Genomic DNA, 19014 nt, shown 5'->3' with positions numbered 1-19014 from the left:
ATCCACAGGCGTAGAAAAGATCTGGCAAAGCGCTGTCGTTGACAGCGACCCAGGTAGCCAGGACCTTTAAGGCTACGCCACACCGTGGTGGTTCTCCCCAAGTGCGTTTAGCGTCCGGCAGCACGCACGGTCACTACCCATGTGATGGATGCCACTTCTACTCATGGCCCTCGTGCGCCAGATGCCCCTTTACTTCGCTGCCCTGCAGCAACCTATCCGCTTGGCCATTTCATTGCGCCAACCTGCGCCCGTCTCTTTCTTCCGGAAAGAGACGGGCGCTACTACCACTGCTGCAGCCCAACTCGTACAAGGCTTTGCGGCATTCCCCCTCGTGACAATCGGCGTGACAAACACCGAAGTTACCAGCAACAGCGATGCCGATGATGGTGCCGCAGCCCACGGAATGGACTGCACCTGACTGACAGTCAGGTATGCCCCGGTCGTCGCCTCACTGCCTTCACCCGACTCAGGATCTCGCGGCGCTGGTCTCGTCAGCCAGTGCAGCCTCCACCCGCCCACTTCTGCGGAAGTGCTCAGGAGGCCAGATTATGAGATGCCTAAGCTCCCGGTCGTAAAGAGCCGCCAGTCCCGCGTTAGTGGACAACCCTCACAGGTCGCAGGGGCCTTGATCCCTGATAACACTCAGCATTCTTGGCGGGATGACGTGGGGAAGGTTTCGAAGGTTTGGCTTCGAGAGGAATATGGTCATGGGATTAGTAGCTAGACGAGATGGGCGCAATTTTGGCTATGGCCGGCAACTGAGCTTTGCAGGACCGCAGGCACTGAAAGACCTGTTTGGCGGCGGGCATTACGGCACGGTCAAGGCGCACAGTGATCGGTGGCAAGCGTTTGTACGCTGGTGTCGGTCGGAGGAAGGGCCGGGGTTTAACGATGCGCGGCAAATTAATTGGCAGACCTTGCTGGACTACGCCGGACATCTGCGTCAGCAAGTTGACCAAGGTGAGCTCGCCATCGCCACCGCGCTAAACCGGTTGTCCAGCGTCAACCGGACCATGGCCGCGCTTCGCGGTGATCAGTATGTGAAAGTGCCGAGTCCGAGCAAGGCGCTGGGAATGCGGCGCACCAGCGTTCGTTGCTCGGTGCCACAAGGCCAAGACCGCGAACACGTGAAGCGGATCGTAGAGGTACTTTGCAAACATCAGCAGCCGCGCACCGCGGCCATCGCTAAGTTAACGCGAGCCACTGGCATGCGTCTGCGCGAAGCGATTCTGGCCGACCTACCGCGACTCAAGCGTGAAGCCGAACACTACGACAAGATCAACATCCAGGACGGCACCAAAGGCGGCCGATCCGGTGCGTCAGCACCTCGCTGGATTACGGTAGATGACCATATTCGAGAAGCTCTGAGGTTTGCCGAACAGGTTTCGCCCGATGGTGGCCGCAACCTGCTGGCACCGAACGAAAGCTACCTCGATTTCTTGCAGGGGATCGTCCGCCCCGCCCGAGATATCCTCCATACGCACAACTTCAAAGGCTTCCACGAACTGCGCGCGGCTTATGCGTGCGAACGCTATGAGCAAATCACCCGCCATCCCGCCCCCATCAACGGAGGCCATTGCTATCAACTCGACCGACGCCTAGATCAGGATGCCCGAGTACAAATCAGCTATGAGCTGGGGCATGGCCGTATCGACGTGGTGTCGGCTTACATTGGTGGTCGAGCATGAGCAAGCCATTCGATATGGAGCTGTTCCTGTCAGGCGTCCTGACCGGGTCGCATACCACCCGCCAACGCCACCTACGTCAGGCGAAGGCTATCCAAACAGCAATCGCTGAGCGCTGGCAACGCGACAATCCATGGACTTGGCAAAGAAAACACCTGGCGTGGTTTTTGAATCACCACCTAAACCAGCACGCTGAATCGACGCGGTATTACTATTTGCTGACCATGCAATTACTCACTCATCGCTTAGGAAAACCCTTTCAGTTCAACCGCTAAACGAATGTCAGAAGACGGCCGAGGCTGTGTAAAAACGTTTTAGCGCAGGATTGAGGTTCAGAACCAGAACGGAAATCGCGTTCCTACGCAAATTTCAGGTCTGCTGATTAACCAAGGACTGCCAGATTTTACGTAGCGACGCAGACTTTAAAACGGTGCCTGCTTATTTACACAGCCTGGGCCAGAAGCGGACGTCCAGGAACGACTGCTTCCGGTCGATTCTGTTGAAAAAGTCGGCCATGGTTTGCGCAGCAGAAAAGTATGCGTCCGAGATTTAAATCTTTGCTTTCGGCAGAGGCTTCCGGACGCAGACTTTACGTAGCAGCGTGCAAAAAAGGCGATTTAACCAGTGAATGACCAGACTGTTTGGGCGAACCGACTTTTCAACAGAATCGGCCAAAAGCGGTCATCGAGTGACTACAAAAGCAGAGGCGATCCAGCATGGCCGGGGATGTCTACCGGAGCGGGGGTAGTCACTTCTTTCATGACGGACTGCAAAGAATCATGTACGGCGTATGGAGATGCCCTTGACGACAATACTCACCCATTGCGCCCACAACTGCTCCATTCCGTTTTGACTTATAGGAGTTGCATCCGCCCGCCAAGACAAGCTCAGGATGCCATTTGCAGCTGCCCATAACGAGGTGGCAGCCAGGCATGGGTCTATCGTGGGGTCAATGGTGCCGTCAGCTATGCCATCGCGTAAGGCTGCTTCCATCTTGCTGTTCTGGTGCCTTATCAAATCGCTCATTCGCGCGACCGCTTCAGGCTCATTGGGGGGATCTGCGAGCAGGCGGAACTCATTTGGCCGCTCACAAGCGAAGCGAAAATAACCCTGTGCAACGATCCAAAGTCGCTCCATGGGCGTCCCGGCAGCCGCATAAGCTGCGTCCATGTAAACCTTGTTTTCCTCAAAGGCCCGTTCAGCAACAGCCATAAGCAAAGCTGATCGCCCGCCAATCCTGTTGTAGATGGTCTGCACCGCAATATCTGCCCGTTCAGCTACGGCCTCGAGAGTAAAAGCGGCCGCTCCGCCCTCCAAAAGCAAGGCTTCGGCATTCTGGATTATCGCTAGCCGCGTGGCTTCAGCCTTGCGCTGGGTGCGAGTGGGAGCGGGAGTAGAGGGCGTGGAATTTGTCATGGCGCGAGTATACACGACGATTGGTTGTTGTATGTTCATCCAAAAGTGGAATAGCATCAAAAAAATAACAAAGGTACCCGCCATGTTCCAACGTCTCGATGTCTCTTTTCCATCCGGCGACGCAAGGTGCGCCGCTTGGCTGTACCTGCCAGAACAACCTAAGCCACATCCCGTCATCGTGATGGCTCACGGCCTGGGTGGCGTACGAGAAATGCGCCTAGAAGCGTTTGCCGAGCGCTTCTGTGAGGCCGGATACGCATGCCTGGTGTTCGACTACCGCAACTTTGGTGCAAGCCAAGGCGAACCTAGGCAACTGCTGGACATCAAGCGTCAGCAGGAGGATTGGCGATCAGCCGTTGCCTATGCTCGAACCCATGACGATTTGGATGCCGCAAAGGTAGTCCTATGGGGCACTTCGTTTAGCGGCGGGCACGTGATCTACACCGCAGCGGCTGATGCAAAGATCGCAGCTGTGATGGCCCAGTGCCCTTTTACTGATGGGTTGGCGTCATTACTAAAGGTCGACCTGTTCACTTCGCTCAAATTGACCGCATGGGGTGTCGCCGACGTGGCTTGCTCTCTAATTGGTGCCGGGCCTGTAACCGCCAAATTAGCTGGGCCAAAGTGGTCTGCGGCGCTTATGACCGCACCGGATGCGGAGTCTGGGTATCTTGGATTGGTACCCGCTAAATACCCTTTCAAGAATTACGTAGCGGCTCGATTTGCGCTGGCTATCGGGCTCTATAGGCCGGGGAAAAAGACCCCGAAGCTTCTTTGCCCAATTTTATTTTGCATCTGCGAAACAGATAGCGTCGCACCTACAGGCCCCACATTGCGCCATGCCAAAAGGGCTCCTGACGCTGAAATTCATATGTGCAAGGAAGGACATTTCGACATCTATGTCGGGGAGGCCTTCGAGCATGTCATCCAGAAGCAAATTTCCTTTCTAAAGCGTCGCGTCTCACGCGGAGCCGCACGCTTCCACGCTGCATGACTTAGCGCCATCGCTGTCTGCCCAACAATAACAATATCGAGATATGAACATGTTTCATTTGCAGGATAAGGTCGTATTAATTACTGGCGCGGGCGGAGGCATTGGTGCCGCAACCGCTCGAGCAATGCATGCCGTCGGCGCGAAGGTTGTACTGCTGGACGTAACAGAAAACGCTATCCAAGAGCTTGCAACGGAGCTTGGCCCACGAACTCTAGCGATATTCGCGAGCGTCACCTCCCGCGAAGATTTGGATCGAGCGGTTGCGAGGGCTGTAGAGACCTTTGGTGGAATCGACGTCGTGTTCGCTAATGCGGGTATCGCCTGTGATCCGCCCACGACCATCAGAAATATGGACGAGGCGACATTCGAACGAGTCGTTGAGGTCGACCTATTGGGTGTTTGGCGGACGGTGCGTGCGTGTCTGCCCCAGATTTGCGCCCGCAATGGTCATGTCCTAGTCACGTCATCCGTATATGCGTTCGTCAATGGGGTGGTGAATGCGCCCTACGCCATGTCCAAAGCTGGTGTAGAGATGTTCGGCCGCTCTCTTCGGGCTGAACTTGCAGGGACAGGTGCTACTGCAGGTGTTCTTTACCCAGGTTGGGTATCGACAGCGATCGCCAAGAGCGCTTTTGGGGGGAATGCAGAAGCCACTGAGCTTGTGAAGCTGGCGTACCCAAGTGTGTTGAGAGCGCCTATTCAGCCAGCGAGAATCGCGGAGGCAGTCGTCAAGGGGGTTCAGACTCGTTCTGCCCGAATTAACTGTCCGCGCCGGTGGATCCCCATTTCTATTCTTCGAGGGATCTTTAATCTGCTCACGGATTTGACTTTGGACCGTGATAAAAGAATTCATGCGCTGATTCGCAAGATGGAAAAATAACTGCCCTGTGCAGATAAACTGATTTATTACTCTCAGTGCCAAGCTCAGAGGGCAGTCAGCAAGTTTGCTCCGCTTAAGCGGCTTACACATGGACATTAAGATGAACAATAAACCTACTATATTCATCACAGGCGCGGGCAAAGGAATTGGTGCCGAAACGGCCTTGTTTTTTGCTAAGCAGGGATACCGAGTCGCAGCGACAGACATCAGTGAGACAGACCTTGTCATGCTGAAAAAGAAACTTGGTGGAAGTCATTTCTATCGTCGTCTAGATGTTACTCAATCTGATGAGTTTGCCGCCGTGTTAAGTGAGTTTGCGTCCGAGAGCGGCGGTGCCATTGATGTGCTGTTCAACAACGCAGGCATAGCCTTCATCGATGATTTTGAGAAAGTGACTCTTGAGAAACACCTCTCGGTCACCGATGTCAATGCTAAGGGGATACAGATTGGTGCCTTCCATGCGCTCCCGTACCTTAAGGAAAGCGCGGAGCCGGCGATGATTAACATGTGTTCCCTCAGTTCTGAATATGGCGTACCAAGCGAGGCATCATATTCAGCCAGCAAGTTTTGGGTAAAAGGATTTACTGAGGCCTTAAACATCGAGTGGGATCGATACGGGATTTATGTATGTGACGTGATGCCAAATTTTGTGGCTACGCCAATGATGGATGCGGCACATGGAAATATCGTCGACTCGGTAGGTATTCATCTAAAAGCCAGCGATGTTACTGCAACAGTATGGAAAGCCGTGCAGAACCGAAGGGGCGTTCATTGGGAAGTTGATACCTGGCGTCCTCGACTGATGCGTGCCGTGACTAAATTTCTGCCACAGCGCACGCGCAGAGCCATTATTAAGAATCTGTCGGGCTATTAGTTAAATACCTTCTAGTCTCCATCAACTTGGTATCCGTTACGGAGAAGGGGTCATCATATATAGCTTCTAGCCACCGAACAATCTAACTCTGGCAATAATAGTAGTAGGAGAACTGGATCAACGAACAGTTCTCCGGTGAGGCGCCCTTGCCTGCAATAAGTAAAGTGTTGCCGATCGGTAATAGAAACCTTGGAGCGGATTCAAGCCCCTTCTTATCTTCTGCCCGACCAATTACGCCCTTCTGGGCTACACGAGGAATGATCATGATCATCACCCTTCATGAACTTGAGGAGCTCAGCACTAAGGCAGAGAAAAAGCCTTTTGATGTCGGATTCGAGTCGGGACTTTCCGGCCGAACACTCTTCGACTGCCCTTATGGCCATGTCACGGATGAAGCCTACCGGCAGCGCCATGAGTGGCTAGAGGGATTTCTCACGGCTTTGGCGCATAACGGAACTTCAGGCGCGTTCTGATCGCCCGTGATCGGAGCTAGTTGCCGGCGTAGCTCCGCGCGCTCACCGCGCTATTTGTCATTACCTCGCAAGGCAGCATCTGCAGCAGAGCACGCCGGCGAATCGGGCTACAAGGTGCCTTCTACAGGGACCTTTTCACAACATCGATGAACGCCAACCGGCACTGCCAAGTGCACCGGAAGGTGAAGCTTTGCCTGCGCACCAATCAATAAAAACAATACGAGGTGGGAAATGAAACTGAGCAACCGTGCAATCATGTATCTCTCAGTCGTGGGAGAAGTGTCTGCCTGGACTAAATTCGCAGGTGTCGTGGCAATACTCAGCGCTTCCACAAGCGTCCTAGCCAATGGCATTGCCTTAAATGAACAAAGTGCAAGCAGTGCGGGTACTGCTTATGCGGGGAGATCGTCTTCTGCGCTGGACGCCAGCACTATCTTTGGAAATCCTGCAGGTTTGACCAAATTGAAACGTACCGAGATTTCCGGCGGAGCCGCGGTCGTCTCGGTGAGCGATGACATCAGTGACGCGCAGAGCAGTGCCCCGGGAACGAACAAAGGGGACTCGGTCCCTTTGGGGGTTGTGCCCTTTGCCTACATGTCGACGCCGCTTGACGATCGTTTTTCGATGGGTCTGGGCCTGTATGCTCCGAGTGGTCTGATCAATGATTACGAGAGCAGTTTTCAAGGCCGTTACCATGGTTCCTATAGCACGACCAAGGAGATCACCCTGCAGCCCACCATTGCCTGGCGGATCAATGATTACGTGTCCATTGGTGGCGGACCGACCATAAACCGCTTCAATGCAAAGCTTCAGAACTACCTGGCCACCGGCGCCCTGAACAACGGCGAAGACACGCTGGTCACCATCAAAGGCGATGACACCGCACTTGGCTACAACGTCGGCATCTTGATTGACTTTACCGAGGCCACCAGCTGGGGGATCAACTATCACTCGAAGGTGGACTATGAACTTGAAGGGCATACTGAGGTTTCCGGCTCCCCGAGCTTTATTTCGCTGGATGGAAAGTATGACAACAAGATAGATCTCACGATGCCCGAATCCGTGGATACGTCCATCACCCATCATTTCAACAGTCGCTGGACGGGTTACCTGGGAGCTACCTGGAAACGCTGGAGTCGGATCCAGAAGGTTGAGGCCCTCAACAGCGGTCTTTCCCCCCTGGGCCAGGCAGCTGGCCTGGGAAGTGTGACCGAAGAAATGAACTGGCGTGACACCTGGTCTGGTGCTCTGGGTGCCTCTTATCAATTGAACCAGCAATGGCTACTGCGCGCAGGCTACGCCTATGACCCGTCGCCCATCAGGAACGCCGATCGCAGCGTGCGCGTTCCGGTCGGGAATCGCCAAGCCGTGACCTTGGGCGGTGCTTATTCGCCGAATCCCGATCTGACGATCGACTTTGCTTACGGTTATCTCTGGGATTCCAAAGTCTCGGTAAAGCAATCGAACAACTCAGGTCTTCAACCGGAATACAGTGCCAACTACGACAACAGTGCGAATGGGGTTTCGGTTCAGGCCACTTATCGGTACTAACCGCCCTGATGACGCAACGCCCATTCCTGAACCTGTAAGGTGGTTCGTCACAGGGATCGTTGTTGACAGGCAGCAATTGGCCGTCTGCTGTCTGTCACCACGGCAGTTTTTGGCGGATTCCTGCCTATTCTCTACGGAGGGGATAATCGACAACGTTCGAGTTCAGGAGGCTTACCATTCGTAAGCGTCTGGCGAACACACCTATGAATGTGTTGAACCGAAGATAAGGGCATCAGCATTTCAATTGTCCATAGGCTCGGGCCATGACTTCCCAGGTTCTCGCGTCGGCAGGAATCAGATGCTCAATACGCAGCGACTCCATCGTAATGTCGAGAGGCATGCCAAATGTTGTAAAAGTTGACATGAATTTCAGTTCCCCGTGCCTTGAGTCGAGCCGCGTCAGTACCAACGGAGGCAGTTCGTTTGTCAACGTGGAAGCCTCTTGAGGCATGGGGAGGCTTTTCAGAAGCGTAGCGAGCCCCGGGTTGCTCAGGGCCTCTCTAGCTGCCCTTTGCCAAGCAATCAATCTGATTTCCTCGACGTTGTTCAGATGATCGCCCAACCCTCCAGGCTCCAGCAGCGTTACCAACAGATTTAGGCCTTCTGCCGCATCGGCACTCAGGCCGACCAGATCGAACAGCACTCCAGTGCTGGCGTTGGCTGCCAATATCTCCCACTGACTCCCCAAGACAATCGCTGGTGCGGGGTTGTTGGCATGAAGGAGGTGAGTTATAGCGTCACGAACAGCCTCCATGCTTGGCGAGGTAAGAGGTGTTGCTTCGTAGCGCGGTGCATAACCACTGGCGAGAAAGACACTGTTGCAGTGCTCTAGAGGCGCATCGAGTGCCATGAGTAGGTTATGCAGAGTGCCTGGGCTTGGCTTGGCGCGCCCTGTCTCGATGCAGCTGAGGTGGCGCTGAGAAATACCTGACATCAAGGCGAGGTCGAGTTGGCTCAATTTTGCCTGACGTCGCAGTTGACGCAACTGCTCACTTGCAGTGATGGAGGGTGTCGTTCGAGGAAAAGGTCGGGGGCTCATTGTTCGACTCTGACGGCGCGAATTGGCTGAGTCCATGACCTGTGAGGTCATTGATCTCGTCGTGACAATATCACTACCTTGTCAGCGTTGATCATCGCTTCTTGCTCAAGGAGGACAAATGAAAAGACCCTACCTCTCACTTGCCACATTGGTGATTTTTTCCTTGTATACGGCGGGTACCATGTTCGTTGCCGATCAATCGCTCATCGACTTCGGCCTGGAGTTAATATCCAGCCCGGACACTGCCCAAGTAGTTATTGACCTTTACCTGCTCGGCGTCCTCGCTTGCATCTGGATGTATCGGGACGCTCGTTCCAAAGGCCGATCTGCGGTCTCTCTTGTGCCTTACTTTCTGATAACGGCAGTCTTCGTATCGATTGGCCCATTGCTTTACCTCGTTATCAACGGATTCGCCAAGAAGAAGCTGCCTACGGATAGCACCGGTTACAGCATCAATATTTCGCGCAATCTCGACTAAAAGGAATGAAGAGGAAGTCCGTTGGCGTTTGGCAATTCCTTTGTTTCTAGATGTCCGGCCAACACGCCTTGCGTGATTGAATGGGCGCCCATCGATGCGGCAGCAACTCCGTAATCTCACTCGCCCGCTGCGTCGGCAGGCGAGTCAGAACATCCTTCAAGTAAGCATACGGATCATGCCCGTTCATGCGCGCAGACTGGATCAAACTCATGATTGCTGCCGCCCGTTTGCCGCTGCGCAGTGACCCGGCGAACAACCAGTTGGAGCGCCCAAGTGCCCACGGTCTTATCTGATTTTCGACCGCGTTATTGTCTATGGGCACAGCACCGTCATCGAGATAGCGCGTCAGTGCCATCCAGCGCTTGAGGCTGTAATCCAGAGCTTTGGCGATAGCCGACCCTTCGGGTACAAGGTCGCGCTGGGCCATCATCCAGGTATGGAGTGCGTCGATAAGGGGCCCCGCTTTTTCCTGACGTACTCGCCAGCGTTCTTCGTCGGTCATCTCCCGCGCCAGCCGTTCAATTTCGTACAACCCACCAATTGAGTGCAGCGCCTGCTCGGCCAGTTGGCTTTTGTTCGTCGCGTGCAGATCAAAAAACTTGCGGCGGGCGTGGGCCATGCAGCCGATTTCAGTGATGCCTTGCTGGAAGCTTGCTTTGTAACCACCAAAATCATCGCAAACCAGCTTGCCATTCCACGCGCCAAGGAAGTTGCGTGCATGCTCTCCCGCACGGCTTGGACTGAAGTCATAAACGACCGCCTTGAGCGCCGAATATGGCGTAGTGCAGTAGGCCCAGACATAAGCACGATGCGTTTTCCTCTCACCCGGGGCGAGCATCTGCACCGGCGTTTCGTCAGCGTGGATCACGCCTTGAGCAAGCACTGTTTCGCGTAGCGCATCGACCAAGGGCTGGAGCTGCACACCGGTTTGACCGACCCATTGCGCCAGTGTCGATCGGGCGATGGCGAAGCCGGCGCGGCCAAAGATTTTCTCTTGCCGATACAGCGGTAAATGGTCGGCAAATTTGGCCACCATCACGTGAGCCAGCAGCCCTGCCGTCGGGATGCCCTTATCGATGACCTGGGCGGGAACCGGTGCCTGAGTCAGTGTTTCACACTCGCGGCAGACCCATTTCCCGCGCACATGCTGCTCCACCGTAAACACGCCCGGCGTGTAATCCAGCTTCTCGCTGACGTCCTCGCCAACCCGCTGGAGCTGGCAGCCGCAGGCGCATTGGATGTTGTCGGGTTCGTGATAAATCACGGTACGCGGAAACTGCGCAGGCAAGGAAACACGCTTGGGCTGCTTGCGTGGTTCAGCTTGCGCAGCCGGCGGATTCAACGCCTTCAGCTCGGCTTCAATGGCCGCGATGTCGGTGTCGAGCAAGTCGTCGAGCAAGCTGCCTTGGTCGGGACTCAATTGCTCACTGCGCTTGGCAAACTTGTTACGTTTGAACCAGGCGATTTCGTGGGTGAGTTGCTCGATGATGGTTTGGTCGCGGTCGTTCTTCTTGCCCATCCTGTCGACTTGCTGTCCGAGCGAATCAACCTGGGACAGCAACTGCGCAGCGAAAGCGCGCAGTTGGTCGGGGGTCATCTGATCGAGATTGGGCGAGGAAGTCATGCCCTGGATTTTACCAAAGCGGATCGCCTGCGGCAGCAGGCCGAGGCGCTAATTACAGCTTCTAGAGCAATGTGATTGCACCGCCAGCCCCAACGCGTTGCCAAGGCAGACCGAGCACCAAAGCCTGAAGTTGCTCGGCATCCAGCTCCATCTCGCAGCCTAGTCGAATGCCTGGCCAGTGAAACTTTCCTTGGTTCAATCGACGAGCAGCCAGCCAGACGCCAATCCCGTCATGCACCAGCACTTTCATACGAGTGGCGCGGCGGTTGGCAAACAGATAAGCACAGTGCGGCTTCGCCGCACCGAACACCGCGATCACTCTGGCTAACGCGGTCTCGGTGCCGGCACGCATGTCCATGGGCTCGGTGGCAAGCCAGATGGCGTCGATGCGAATCATTGCGTGAGTCCACGGACAAAGCGAGCGCAGCCTTCAGGATCAGACATCGGCCATTTCACCGTGATCGATTGCTCGCCAAGCGGCAGCTCAATAATCGCCAAAGCTTCCGTCTGCCGCTTGGGTGCAGCTCTCAACGGAACGAAAGCCGGCAACGCTGCTGGCGGCTGGTCTCGGTAAAGCGGCAGCCACTTGCGGATCATGTTGGCGTTGATGCCGTGGCTGATGGCGACGCTGGATAGGGTTGCGCCCGGTTGCAGGCATTCCTGAACAACCTGGGCCTTGAAGGGTTTCGGATAAGAGCTTCGATGGCGCATGGAACTCCTGACGTTAAGGCCGATAGCGTCCGCTTAAAAATACGCGGACACCATCGCCCTTAATGCTGGAGTTCGGAAGGTGACTTCCCCAGACGCTTACTACCATTCCGTATGTGGCTCTGAATTACTTGCAGACTGACAACGTGCTGACCTCTAAAAAATCCCGAGTTCGATTCCACCGAACGCCATAACTAGCTGATTTATTTATAGTTACTAGTTGGGGTACGCCGAATTTTCCAGCGAATTCCAGATCCGCAGAAAACCTGGCCTCGCAGCAAGCTACCGTTCGTCTGGTGCCGGCACCATACAAAATAGGGCTTGCAGCGATGCGAGCCCTTTTTCTTGGTTCTTCACGGATTACCGGGAAAGACGTTCTTGATCTTCATGAAAAAGAACTCGCTATCCGGAAACCGTACGCCATCTGCTTGATGACCTTTATTCGATTGTTTATGCCTTCCAACTGACCCGTATGCATCGGCCAGCGAACACGGCTATCTGTAGCCCGCCACTGTCATCTATCAGGTGTAAACCCCACTCTGGGGGGCTACTCATGGGGCCACGCTTGATCTTCAGGTTGTGGGCCTTGGAAACAGAGGCGTCCAGACACCCATCTTAGCTTTATAAAGTATCGGCAAAGAGTTGTTAGGGCATGTCTCTGGAAGTACCAACAATAACCCCTGATTTTTGAATCCGAGGGGTTGCTTGTAGAGCTTTGTGCCCAATTGAAGGCATAGGGCTTTCGCCTTGTGCATCTGCTCCTCGTTCTCCCAAAAACTATGTCCTTCGACTGGAAACGCATAAGAAGTGGGCGACAAGATTTCGCACAGATAAAGGTCGTGGGTTACACCGTATTTATCCAGCGTGGCCTTGACCTTCTTCTCTCCCTCCTCCGTACCTATCAGCGAAATAATCAAGACTGGAATTTCGAGCTCGATAAGCTGAGGAGCTAGATTGTCGAGCATGCCCGCTAATCCCTCAGATAAGGTGTCACCGCTGCCAATGACATCGTCCACGATGATGATCGCCTTTGGAGGCTCTTCTTCCCTGGCTGCGGCGAGCCGCTTGCCGAGCAAAGCGGGATCTATGATTCTCTGCGCGGATACTGAATTTGTCTTGGCATAGGTGCGTGCATACTGCAGGCCACTCTTGCCAACGCCGTCTACGAAGGTGATAAATACGTCACTGCGACGGTCAGTACGTCGTGTAATAGTCGATACGCCGATCACTGGCCTTACAATCCGCGCATGTGCCGTTTTCAGGTAATCCTCAATCTCGACGGGATTAATAAACCGGATATTTTCAAGAATCGAGAAAAGGAGCCTTTGGTTCAGGATTTCTGGCTCCTGATCAAGCCAAGCCCTGATTTGTTCGCCATCAACCTTTTGTGCACGATAAATCGGCCACTGGGCCGCCAATGTTTGAATGTCCTTGGCGGTAACATGTGCCTTGTCCTCTGCCGCCTTGATGCCATCCTCCAGTTCATCACCCAAGGTACTCGTGATGAGCTTGTTGAGCCCATATTCTGTCAGCCAATGCTCAAACAACGGAACGGTGAAATACAAATCACCATTGCGCTCATACAGGATTTCACGTCTTTGGAAATCTGAGATCAGGGGCGTGATTTCATGCTCGAGTAAATGGGCGCTCACTGCCCGGGCTTTGACCTCCTCTTCGCTGCGCTTGTGCTCGCGCAGGGATCGGCCGATGCCAACTAGCAGCCGAAGCCTCTTGAGCTCTGCAACTTCGGCCTGTTCGCGCTCAAAGCTGATGCCGTCTTTCCATAAATGCGCAAACGCGTTGGTATCTAGTTCAGCCAGCAGCATAGGCAATGCGTTTGAAACATCCGATGCGATGATCTCGGTGTCCCGCTCTGCGATGGCGATGCTGACGATTTTTGAGCACAACAGCTTGGTGTAATAAGGATGGCCATGGGTCAAGGTGAATATCTGGTTGATGGCTTCGTCGTCCCAGTTCAGTTGTCCCTCGACAGGTTTGGTGATCAGTTCTAGGTATTCGGCCCACTCGGTGCTGCGGGAAAAATAATCGAGCGTTTCCCGAGAGAATTTGTTGAGCTGGTCACCCTGCGCCCCAATGATGAAGGGCATTTTCTCACCGCCGACTAAGATGAAGGCGAGGTTTTTCCTGGCGGCTAGGGTCCTAAGGTTGGCAAAAAATGTCTCGGCAATGGGCCCTGATCGGTACATTTCAGGATGTATTTCGTCGAACTCGTCGAGGATGACGACAAACTTCTTGTTGGGATGTCTTACCTCGAGCTTCTTCGCCGTAAGGTTCAGGTCAGCAATAGACTCGCTGAAGTCGCCAGCTGTCGCATCGGTGGCTGGCATAAAGTCGAGCAAAAAGCTGTAGATGTTCTCGCCAAGAGATTTCAGCGTCCCTTGTGGGGTGGTCGAGCAATATTCTCCATACTCAAGATACAAACTATGAAAGTCTGGACGATCCCGTTCAAGGTAGTTGACGACAGCCTTGGCGAGTGAGGTTTTCCCGATTCGTTTTTGTCCGGTTACGTACGTTGACGTCATGGGGTGTTTTAGGAGTTTGTTGGCTATAGCCTTGACCTTCGCGCTTCGCCCCACAAACATGTCGCCTTCGGCTACTTCAAGGCTGTAGGGCTCCAAAGACTCTAAAGACAACCAATCTACTGCCTCGTTCTGGCCCTCTATCACCAGGTCAAAGATCTCGCTGCGTTGCGTGCCGAACAGTTCGCGCCAGCTGATATCGACGGTCATCTCGACTTTCGCGGAAGGCTCGATTACGCAGGCTCTCAAACAGACCGAAAACTTTCCTGGGGGGACATCCCCGCAGCGCAGTTGATCATTCTCAAGAATAACGTTTGATCCGTGGCCACAGTCGATCTCTACGACGACCTCTACTGCCGTGCTGGGGCCCTTGTTGACCAAGGGGAGGATGATATTGATGAAGCGGTCAACCTGATGCAGGGGATAGCGTTTTTCAGCTGCCCTGGGTGGATTACGCAGGGGTTCAATGACAGATGTAAGACGCTCGGAGGCTGTTGTCTTAACAAGCCCCACCGCCTCGTTCACGGCCTCCAGAAAAGGAAGTGCAAATTTTTCGGTGAAGAAGGATTGCGACGCGGTAGCCAGCGTATTTCCCTCCTCAAGGACACGCTCTAGCTCGTCCAGACTGAGTTTGTAGTCTGACCCACTGCTGCTCACTACAGCATCCAGCCCTTCAATCAACGCCTCAAGCTTGGTTTTGATAGGCAAGTAATTGAAAGGCTGCAGATAACCTTGATAGGTGTTATGCCGCAAACATTTGAGAATCGTGGATTTCTGGGTCGCTATTTCGTTCAGAGAGCCAGAGACTTGGCCCAACGCTAGGTAGTGCGCACAGATCGTCCCGTGAAGGGACTTGATGACATTGACCTTCTCGAAATTTTGCTGCTTATCGAACTTGTACTGCCTTATCAAATCAGGGGTATGAGACTCGATGATCGAAAGGATTTTCCGAATGATCACGTTGTGCTCGTCATCTATCGGCAGCAGTCCATCAATCGCCATGCAGCGAATGAGGAGAATAGCAACGATACGGTGGCCAGAGGTGGCGGACTCAACCCTTCCGAGTACTCGCTCCAGATTTGATCCTGAATGTAAACCTGAAAGGTGGCATACCTCGGCAATGGCATTGACAAGCGCATCACGCGCGTCCGCGTAGATGGTTGCCGAATGAACACCTTCCCCAACCTTGCGGATCTCCTCCTCAAGCAGAAAGATCCCCAAGCTGCTCGCGCCTGGTGCGGCGGCCATTTGTACTGGGGAGGGGGCCTTCGTATCCATTGTTATTTCCCTATAAATGGACTGCAACTGCGATTTAATGACGAGAAACATAGCCGATCGCCAGCATGGGGTCTAGCATCCGCCTCAATCCGCCTCAATCCGCCTCAATCCGCCACGACGACGCCATTAACCTAAGTGCCGGATCGAAACCGCCGCTGGAATGTCAGCGAGGAAGTCAGACCAAACCCCCTCGAGCAGTTATCATGTTGTCCATCTTCGCTCGGCCACTCGGTGGCTGGGTTTTCATTTTTTGTCGCGCCACTCAACGGCGTTGAATGTAGGGAATCGTCCATGACGGAGCAAAAGGGTGCCGAACAGGCAGCCAGCAGTCTCGCTGAGCAGGCCCTCAACCAGGCCCGCGCGCGTTTTGCGCCAATCGCCAACGATGCCGAGCTAGAGTCCGAGCCATTGAAAAAGAAGCCGGGGCGCAAAGCGGCGGTGAATGCCACCAGTAGCACCCTGCAAGACCTGGAGAAAACCCTGTGGGCCACCGCCGACAAGTTGCGCGCCAACATGGACGCCGCCGAGTACAAACACCTAGTCCTCGGCCTGATTTTCCTCAAGTACATCTCCGACAGTTTCACCGGCCGTCGCGTCGAGCTGGAACGGCGGTTTGCCGATGCCAACGATGACTACTACCTGGGTAGTGAAGACGCCGAACTATTGGCTAACGAGCTGGAAGAGCGTGACTACTTCAAAGAAGTGAATGTTTTCTGGGTACCGGAATTGGCTCGCTGGGAGTCGCTGCGGGCTAATGCAAAACAGGTGGACATCGGCAAACGCATCGATGAAGCCCTGGCCGCCATTGAGGCCGAAAACCCTCCGTTAAAAAACATCCTCGACAAACGCTATGCTCGGGCCCAGCTGCCGGATGGCAAGCTTGGCGAACTGGTTGACCTAATCTCCATCATTGGTTTTGGCGGTGACGCCCACCAGGCCCGCGACCTGCTCGGCCAAGTCTATGAATACTTCCTCGGCCAGTTCGCCAGCGCTGAAGGCAAGCGCGGCGGACAGTTTTACACTCCCGCCAGCATCGTCAAAACCTTGGTCGCCGTGCTCAACCCGCACCATGGTAAGGTCTACGACCCCTGCTGCGGCTCCGGCGGTATGTTCGTGCAGTCGGAGAAATTCATCGAAGCCCATGGCGGCAAACTCGGTGACGTGTCGATCTACGGTCAGGAGTCCAACCCGACTACCTGGCGCCTGGCGGCGATGAACTTGGCGATCCGTGGCATCGACTTCAACCTCGGCCGCGAGCCGGCCGACTCCTTTATCCGCAATCAGCACTCGGATCTGCGCGCCGACTTCGTCCTGGCCAACCCGCCGTTCAACATCAGCGACTGGTGGCACGGCAGCCTCGACGGTGACCCGCGCTGGGTGTATGGCACGCCGCCGCAAGGCAACGCCAACTACGCCTGGCTGCAGCACATGCTGTTTCACCTCAAGTCCAGCGGACGGGCCGGCATCGTCCTAGCCAACGGTTCAATGAGCTCCAGCCAGAACAGCGAAGGCGATATTCGCCGTGCCATGGTTGAGGCCGATGTAGTCGAAGTTATGGTCGCGTTGCCCGGCCAGTTATTCTTCAACACGCAGATTCCGGCTTGCCTGTGGTTCTTGGCCAAGCAGAAAGTCGCCCGTCCGGGCGAAGTGTTGTTTATCGATGCGCGTAAACTGGGAACGAATATCAGTCGGGTGCAGATCGAGCTGCTTGACAGCGAGATCGAACGAATCGCCCAAACCGTGGCCAATTGGCGCGGGGTGCCGCTGGATGTCGGCGGTGAGATCGCCGAGTATGCTGATATTCCGGGCTTCTGCCGCAGCGTGCCCCTTGGCGAAGTCGCCGAGCACGGTCATGTCCTCACTCCAGGCCGTTATGTCGGCGCCGAAGCGGTTGAGGACGACGACGAAGCCTTTACCGAGAAGATGCAGGACCTGACAGCTCTGTTAGGGGAGCAGATGGCCAAGGGCGCAGAGTTCGACCAGTTGATCCGCCAAAAGTTGGAGGGGTTGGGATTCTATGGCTAAGGTCTCAGGAGAATACCTACCGCTAAGTGTCCTTGGCGAATTTCCCACTGACTGGGAAGAGGCAACGCTAGAGGAAGTTTGCCGCCAAGTGACTGACGGAACGCACGACTCCCCCAAGCAAGTTGCTGAAGGTGGCTATCCACTTGTTACAGGGAGGGCTATCAAGGATAGAAATATTGACTTTTCGGTCACATATAATATTTCAGATGAAGATCACCAAAAGGTCATCGAACGCTCTAAGCCAGAGCGCAACGATATCCTGTTTGCCAATATTGGAAACTCTATCGGGGACCTCGTCCGGGTACAAACTGACAGATCGTTCAGCATCAAGAACGTGGCGCTTTTTAAACCTAACCCATTAAAAATATTTCCACGTTACCTCGAGTATTTTCTCTTATCTGAGCAGGTTCAGCGGTTCATAAAGGGATCAACCCGCGGCAGCGCTCAACCCTTTATCGGCCTAGGATCGTTGCGAGGCTTTCCAATCTCTCTTCCCCCGATGGATGAGCAGTGCAGTATTGGCGATTTGCTCGGTAGCCTCGATGATCGAATAGACTTGTTTCGTGACATCAACGCCACCCTTGAGGCCATCGTCCAGGCGCTATTCAAATCCTGGTTCGTCGATTTCGACCCGGTGCGTGCCAAGGCTGCAGGGCTTGAGCCGGAAGGCATGGACGCTGCCACTGCCGCGCTGTTCCCAGACAGTTTTGAAGAATCCAAACTGGGGGTGGTACCGAGGGGGTGGCGGGTTGGCGTGCTAGGTGACGTTGCAGAGACTGCACGCAAGCAGATTCAACCTAACGCAATGACGGTTGATACCTTGTACGTCGGCTTGGAGCACATCCCTAGGCAATCACTAGCGCTAGACAGCTGGGGAATCACAGATGGCCTGGAAAGCGCGAAGTCATGTTTTGAAAAAGGCGATATTTTATTCGGAAAACTGCGTCCTTACTTTCACAAGGTAGTGATCGCACCGTTTGTAGGGGTCTGTTCAACAGACATTCTCGTCTGCAAAGCCAAGGAGGCTGACTACTACGGATTTGTGGCAATGCAGCTGTTCAGCACTGAATTGGTTGCGTATGCGTATAGGTTATCCAATGGCGCAAAAATGCCACGTGTGAACTGGAAAGATTTGTCAGATTACGTGCTCGTGATACCGTCTGTTGAAGTGGCGGCAGCATATTCAGATGTAGTACAGCCTCTGTTTGATCAGATAACTGCTAACGTACACCAAGCCAAAACCCTCGCCCAACTCCGCGATACCCTGCTGCCGCGACTGATCTCCGGCCAGCTGCGTTTGTCGGAAGCCGAGATGGTCGAAGAAGTTAGCGCATGAGCACGGGAACGCTTCGCGCACTACCTGAGGGCTACGCCGCCTGTGGTCGTAGAACTCTAGGCCGAGGACGACAAACCCACCATCGGTCAGCCGCTGTGCAAACAGCAGAACCA

At 54.4% G+C, this 19014-nt stretch carries 16 protein-coding genes and 1 pseudogene; 10 read left to right on the top strand and 7 right to left on the bottom strand.

Annotated features, from left to right (window positions below; all coding sequences use genetic code 11):
- Positions 1–707 precede the first annotated feature (707 nt).
- Both AB4O40_RS14235 and AB4O40_RS14230 read left to right on the top strand, forming a co-directional pair.
- Positions 708–1688, top strand: a complete 981-nt coding sequence (locus AB4O40_RS14235; protein ID WP_108216164.1) for an integrase domain-containing protein — start codon at positions 708–710, stop codon at positions 1686–1688.
- Positions 1685–1960, top strand: coding sequence for a hypothetical protein (locus tag AB4O40_RS14230; protein WP_108216163.1), 276 nt, complete (start codon positions 1685–1687; stop codon positions 1958–1960). The genes AB4O40_RS14235 and AB4O40_RS14230 overlap by 4 nt, the downstream gene beginning before the upstream one ends.
- Positions 1961–2462: 502 nt before the next feature.
- Here the strand turns inward: AB4O40_RS14230 and AB4O40_RS14225 are convergent.
- Complete coding sequence (locus tag AB4O40_RS14225) at positions 2463–3185, bottom strand: TetR/AcrR family transcriptional regulator (RefSeq protein WP_108216162.1); 723 nt, start codon at positions 3183–3185, stop codon at positions 2463–2465.
- On the opposite strand from AB4O40_RS14225, the gene AB4O40_RS14220 reads away from it, so the two are divergent.
- From AB4O40_RS14220 to AB4O40_RS14200, 5 genes are all read left to right on the top strand, one after another.
- On the top strand, positions 3184–4095 hold the full coding sequence (locus AB4O40_RS14220) for an alpha/beta hydrolase (protein WP_108216161.1): 912 nt from the start codon (positions 3184–3186) through the stop codon (positions 4093–4095). The two genes, AB4O40_RS14225 and AB4O40_RS14220, sit on opposite strands and share 2 nt — an antisense overlap.
- A gap of 49 nt (positions 4096–4144) precedes the next feature.
- Complete coding sequence (locus tag AB4O40_RS14215; RefSeq protein WP_108216160.1) at positions 4145–4975, top strand: SDR family NAD(P)-dependent oxidoreductase; 831 nt, start codon at positions 4145–4147, stop codon at positions 4973–4975.
- Between the two features lie 100 nt (positions 4976–5075).
- Positions 5076–5849, top strand: coding sequence for an SDR family oxidoreductase (locus AB4O40_RS14210; protein ID WP_108216483.1), 774 nt, complete (start codon positions 5076–5078; stop codon positions 5847–5849).
- Positions 5850–6112: 263 nt separating this feature from the next.
- Positions 6113–6322 (top strand): hypothetical protein, encoded by a 210-nt coding sequence (locus AB4O40_RS14205; protein ID WP_158273936.1) that lies wholly within the window; start codon positions 6113–6115, stop codon positions 6320–6322.
- A 231-nt stretch (positions 6323–6553) separates the two neighbouring features.
- On the top strand, positions 6554–7873 hold the full coding sequence (locus AB4O40_RS14200) for an outer membrane protein transport protein (RefSeq protein ID WP_108216159.1): 1320 nt from the start codon (positions 6554–6556) through the stop codon (positions 7871–7873).
- Positions 7874–8105: 232 nt separating this feature from the next.
- On the opposite strand, the gene AB4O40_RS14195 is transcribed toward AB4O40_RS14200, so the two are convergent.
- Positions 8106–8912, bottom strand: coding sequence for an MmyB family transcriptional regulator (locus tag AB4O40_RS14195; RefSeq protein WP_414913374.1), 807 nt, complete (start codon positions 8910–8912; stop codon positions 8106–8108).
- Positions 8913–9030: 118 nt separating this feature from the next.
- On the opposite strand from AB4O40_RS14195, the gene AB4O40_RS14190 reads away from it, so the two are divergent.
- The gene (locus AB4O40_RS14190) at positions 9031–9390 is read left to right on the top strand and encodes a DUF2834 domain-containing protein (protein WP_093215836.1); all 360 of its coding nucleotides are present in this window, start codon (positions 9031–9033) and stop codon (positions 9388–9390) included.
- 46 nt (positions 9391–9436) lie between these two features.
- Here AB4O40_RS14190 and tnpC read toward each other — a convergent pair whose 3' ends face one another.
- The 5 genes and pseudogenes from tnpC to AB4O40_RS14165 all read right to left on the bottom strand — a co-directional run bounded on the left by tnpC (position 9437) and on the right by AB4O40_RS14165 (position 15540).
- Positions 9437–11014 (bottom strand): IS66 family transposase, encoded by a 1578-nt coding sequence (tnpC, locus tag AB4O40_RS14185; RefSeq protein WP_414913365.1) that lies wholly within the window; start codon positions 11012–11014, stop codon positions 9437–9439.
- Positions 11015–11075: 61 nt separating this feature from the next.
- Positions 11076–11411 (bottom strand): IS66 family insertion sequence element accessory protein TnpB, encoded by a 336-nt coding sequence (tnpB, locus tag AB4O40_RS14180; RefSeq protein ID WP_047542313.1) that lies wholly within the window; start codon positions 11409–11411, stop codon positions 11076–11078.
- Positions 11408–11725 carry an IS66-like element accessory protein TnpA gene (gene tnpA, locus AB4O40_RS14175; protein ID WP_414913366.1) on the bottom strand — a complete coding sequence of 106 codons (318 nt, stop codon included), beginning with the start codon at positions 11723–11725 and terminating at the stop codon, positions 11408–11410. The genes tnpB and tnpA overlap by 4 nt, the downstream gene beginning before the upstream one ends.
- 350 nt (positions 11726–12075) lie before the next feature.
- Positions 12076–12206: pseudogene (locus AB4O40_RS14170) on the bottom strand (transposase); the annotation flags it as partial.
- An 88-nt stretch (positions 12207–12294) separates the two neighbouring features.
- Positions 12295–15540 carry a phosphoribosyltransferase-like protein gene (locus AB4O40_RS14165; protein WP_460054067.1) on the bottom strand — a complete coding sequence of 1082 codons (3246 nt, stop codon included), beginning with the start codon at positions 15538–15540 and terminating at the stop codon, positions 12295–12297.
- 291 nt (positions 15541–15831) lie between these two features.
- Here AB4O40_RS14165 and AB4O40_RS14160 point away from each other — a divergent pair, with 291 nt between their 5' ends.
- Positions 15832–17565, top strand: a complete 1734-nt coding sequence (locus AB4O40_RS14160) for a class I SAM-dependent DNA methyltransferase (protein WP_460054070.1) — start codon at positions 15832–15834, stop codon at positions 17563–17565.
- Positions 17558–18901, top strand: a complete 1344-nt coding sequence (locus AB4O40_RS14155; RefSeq protein WP_460054073.1) for a restriction endonuclease subunit S — start codon at positions 17558–17560, stop codon at positions 18899–18901. Before AB4O40_RS14160 ends, AB4O40_RS14155 begins: the two co-directional genes overlap by 8 nt.
- The last annotated feature ends 113 nt before the right edge of the window (positions 18902–19014 follow it).

This window comes from Pseudomonas sp. S2_F07 (assembly GCF_054668325.1).
The sequence above is the reverse complement of the archived record's forward strand: the minus strand, read 5'-3'. Positions and strand labels throughout refer to the sequence as shown.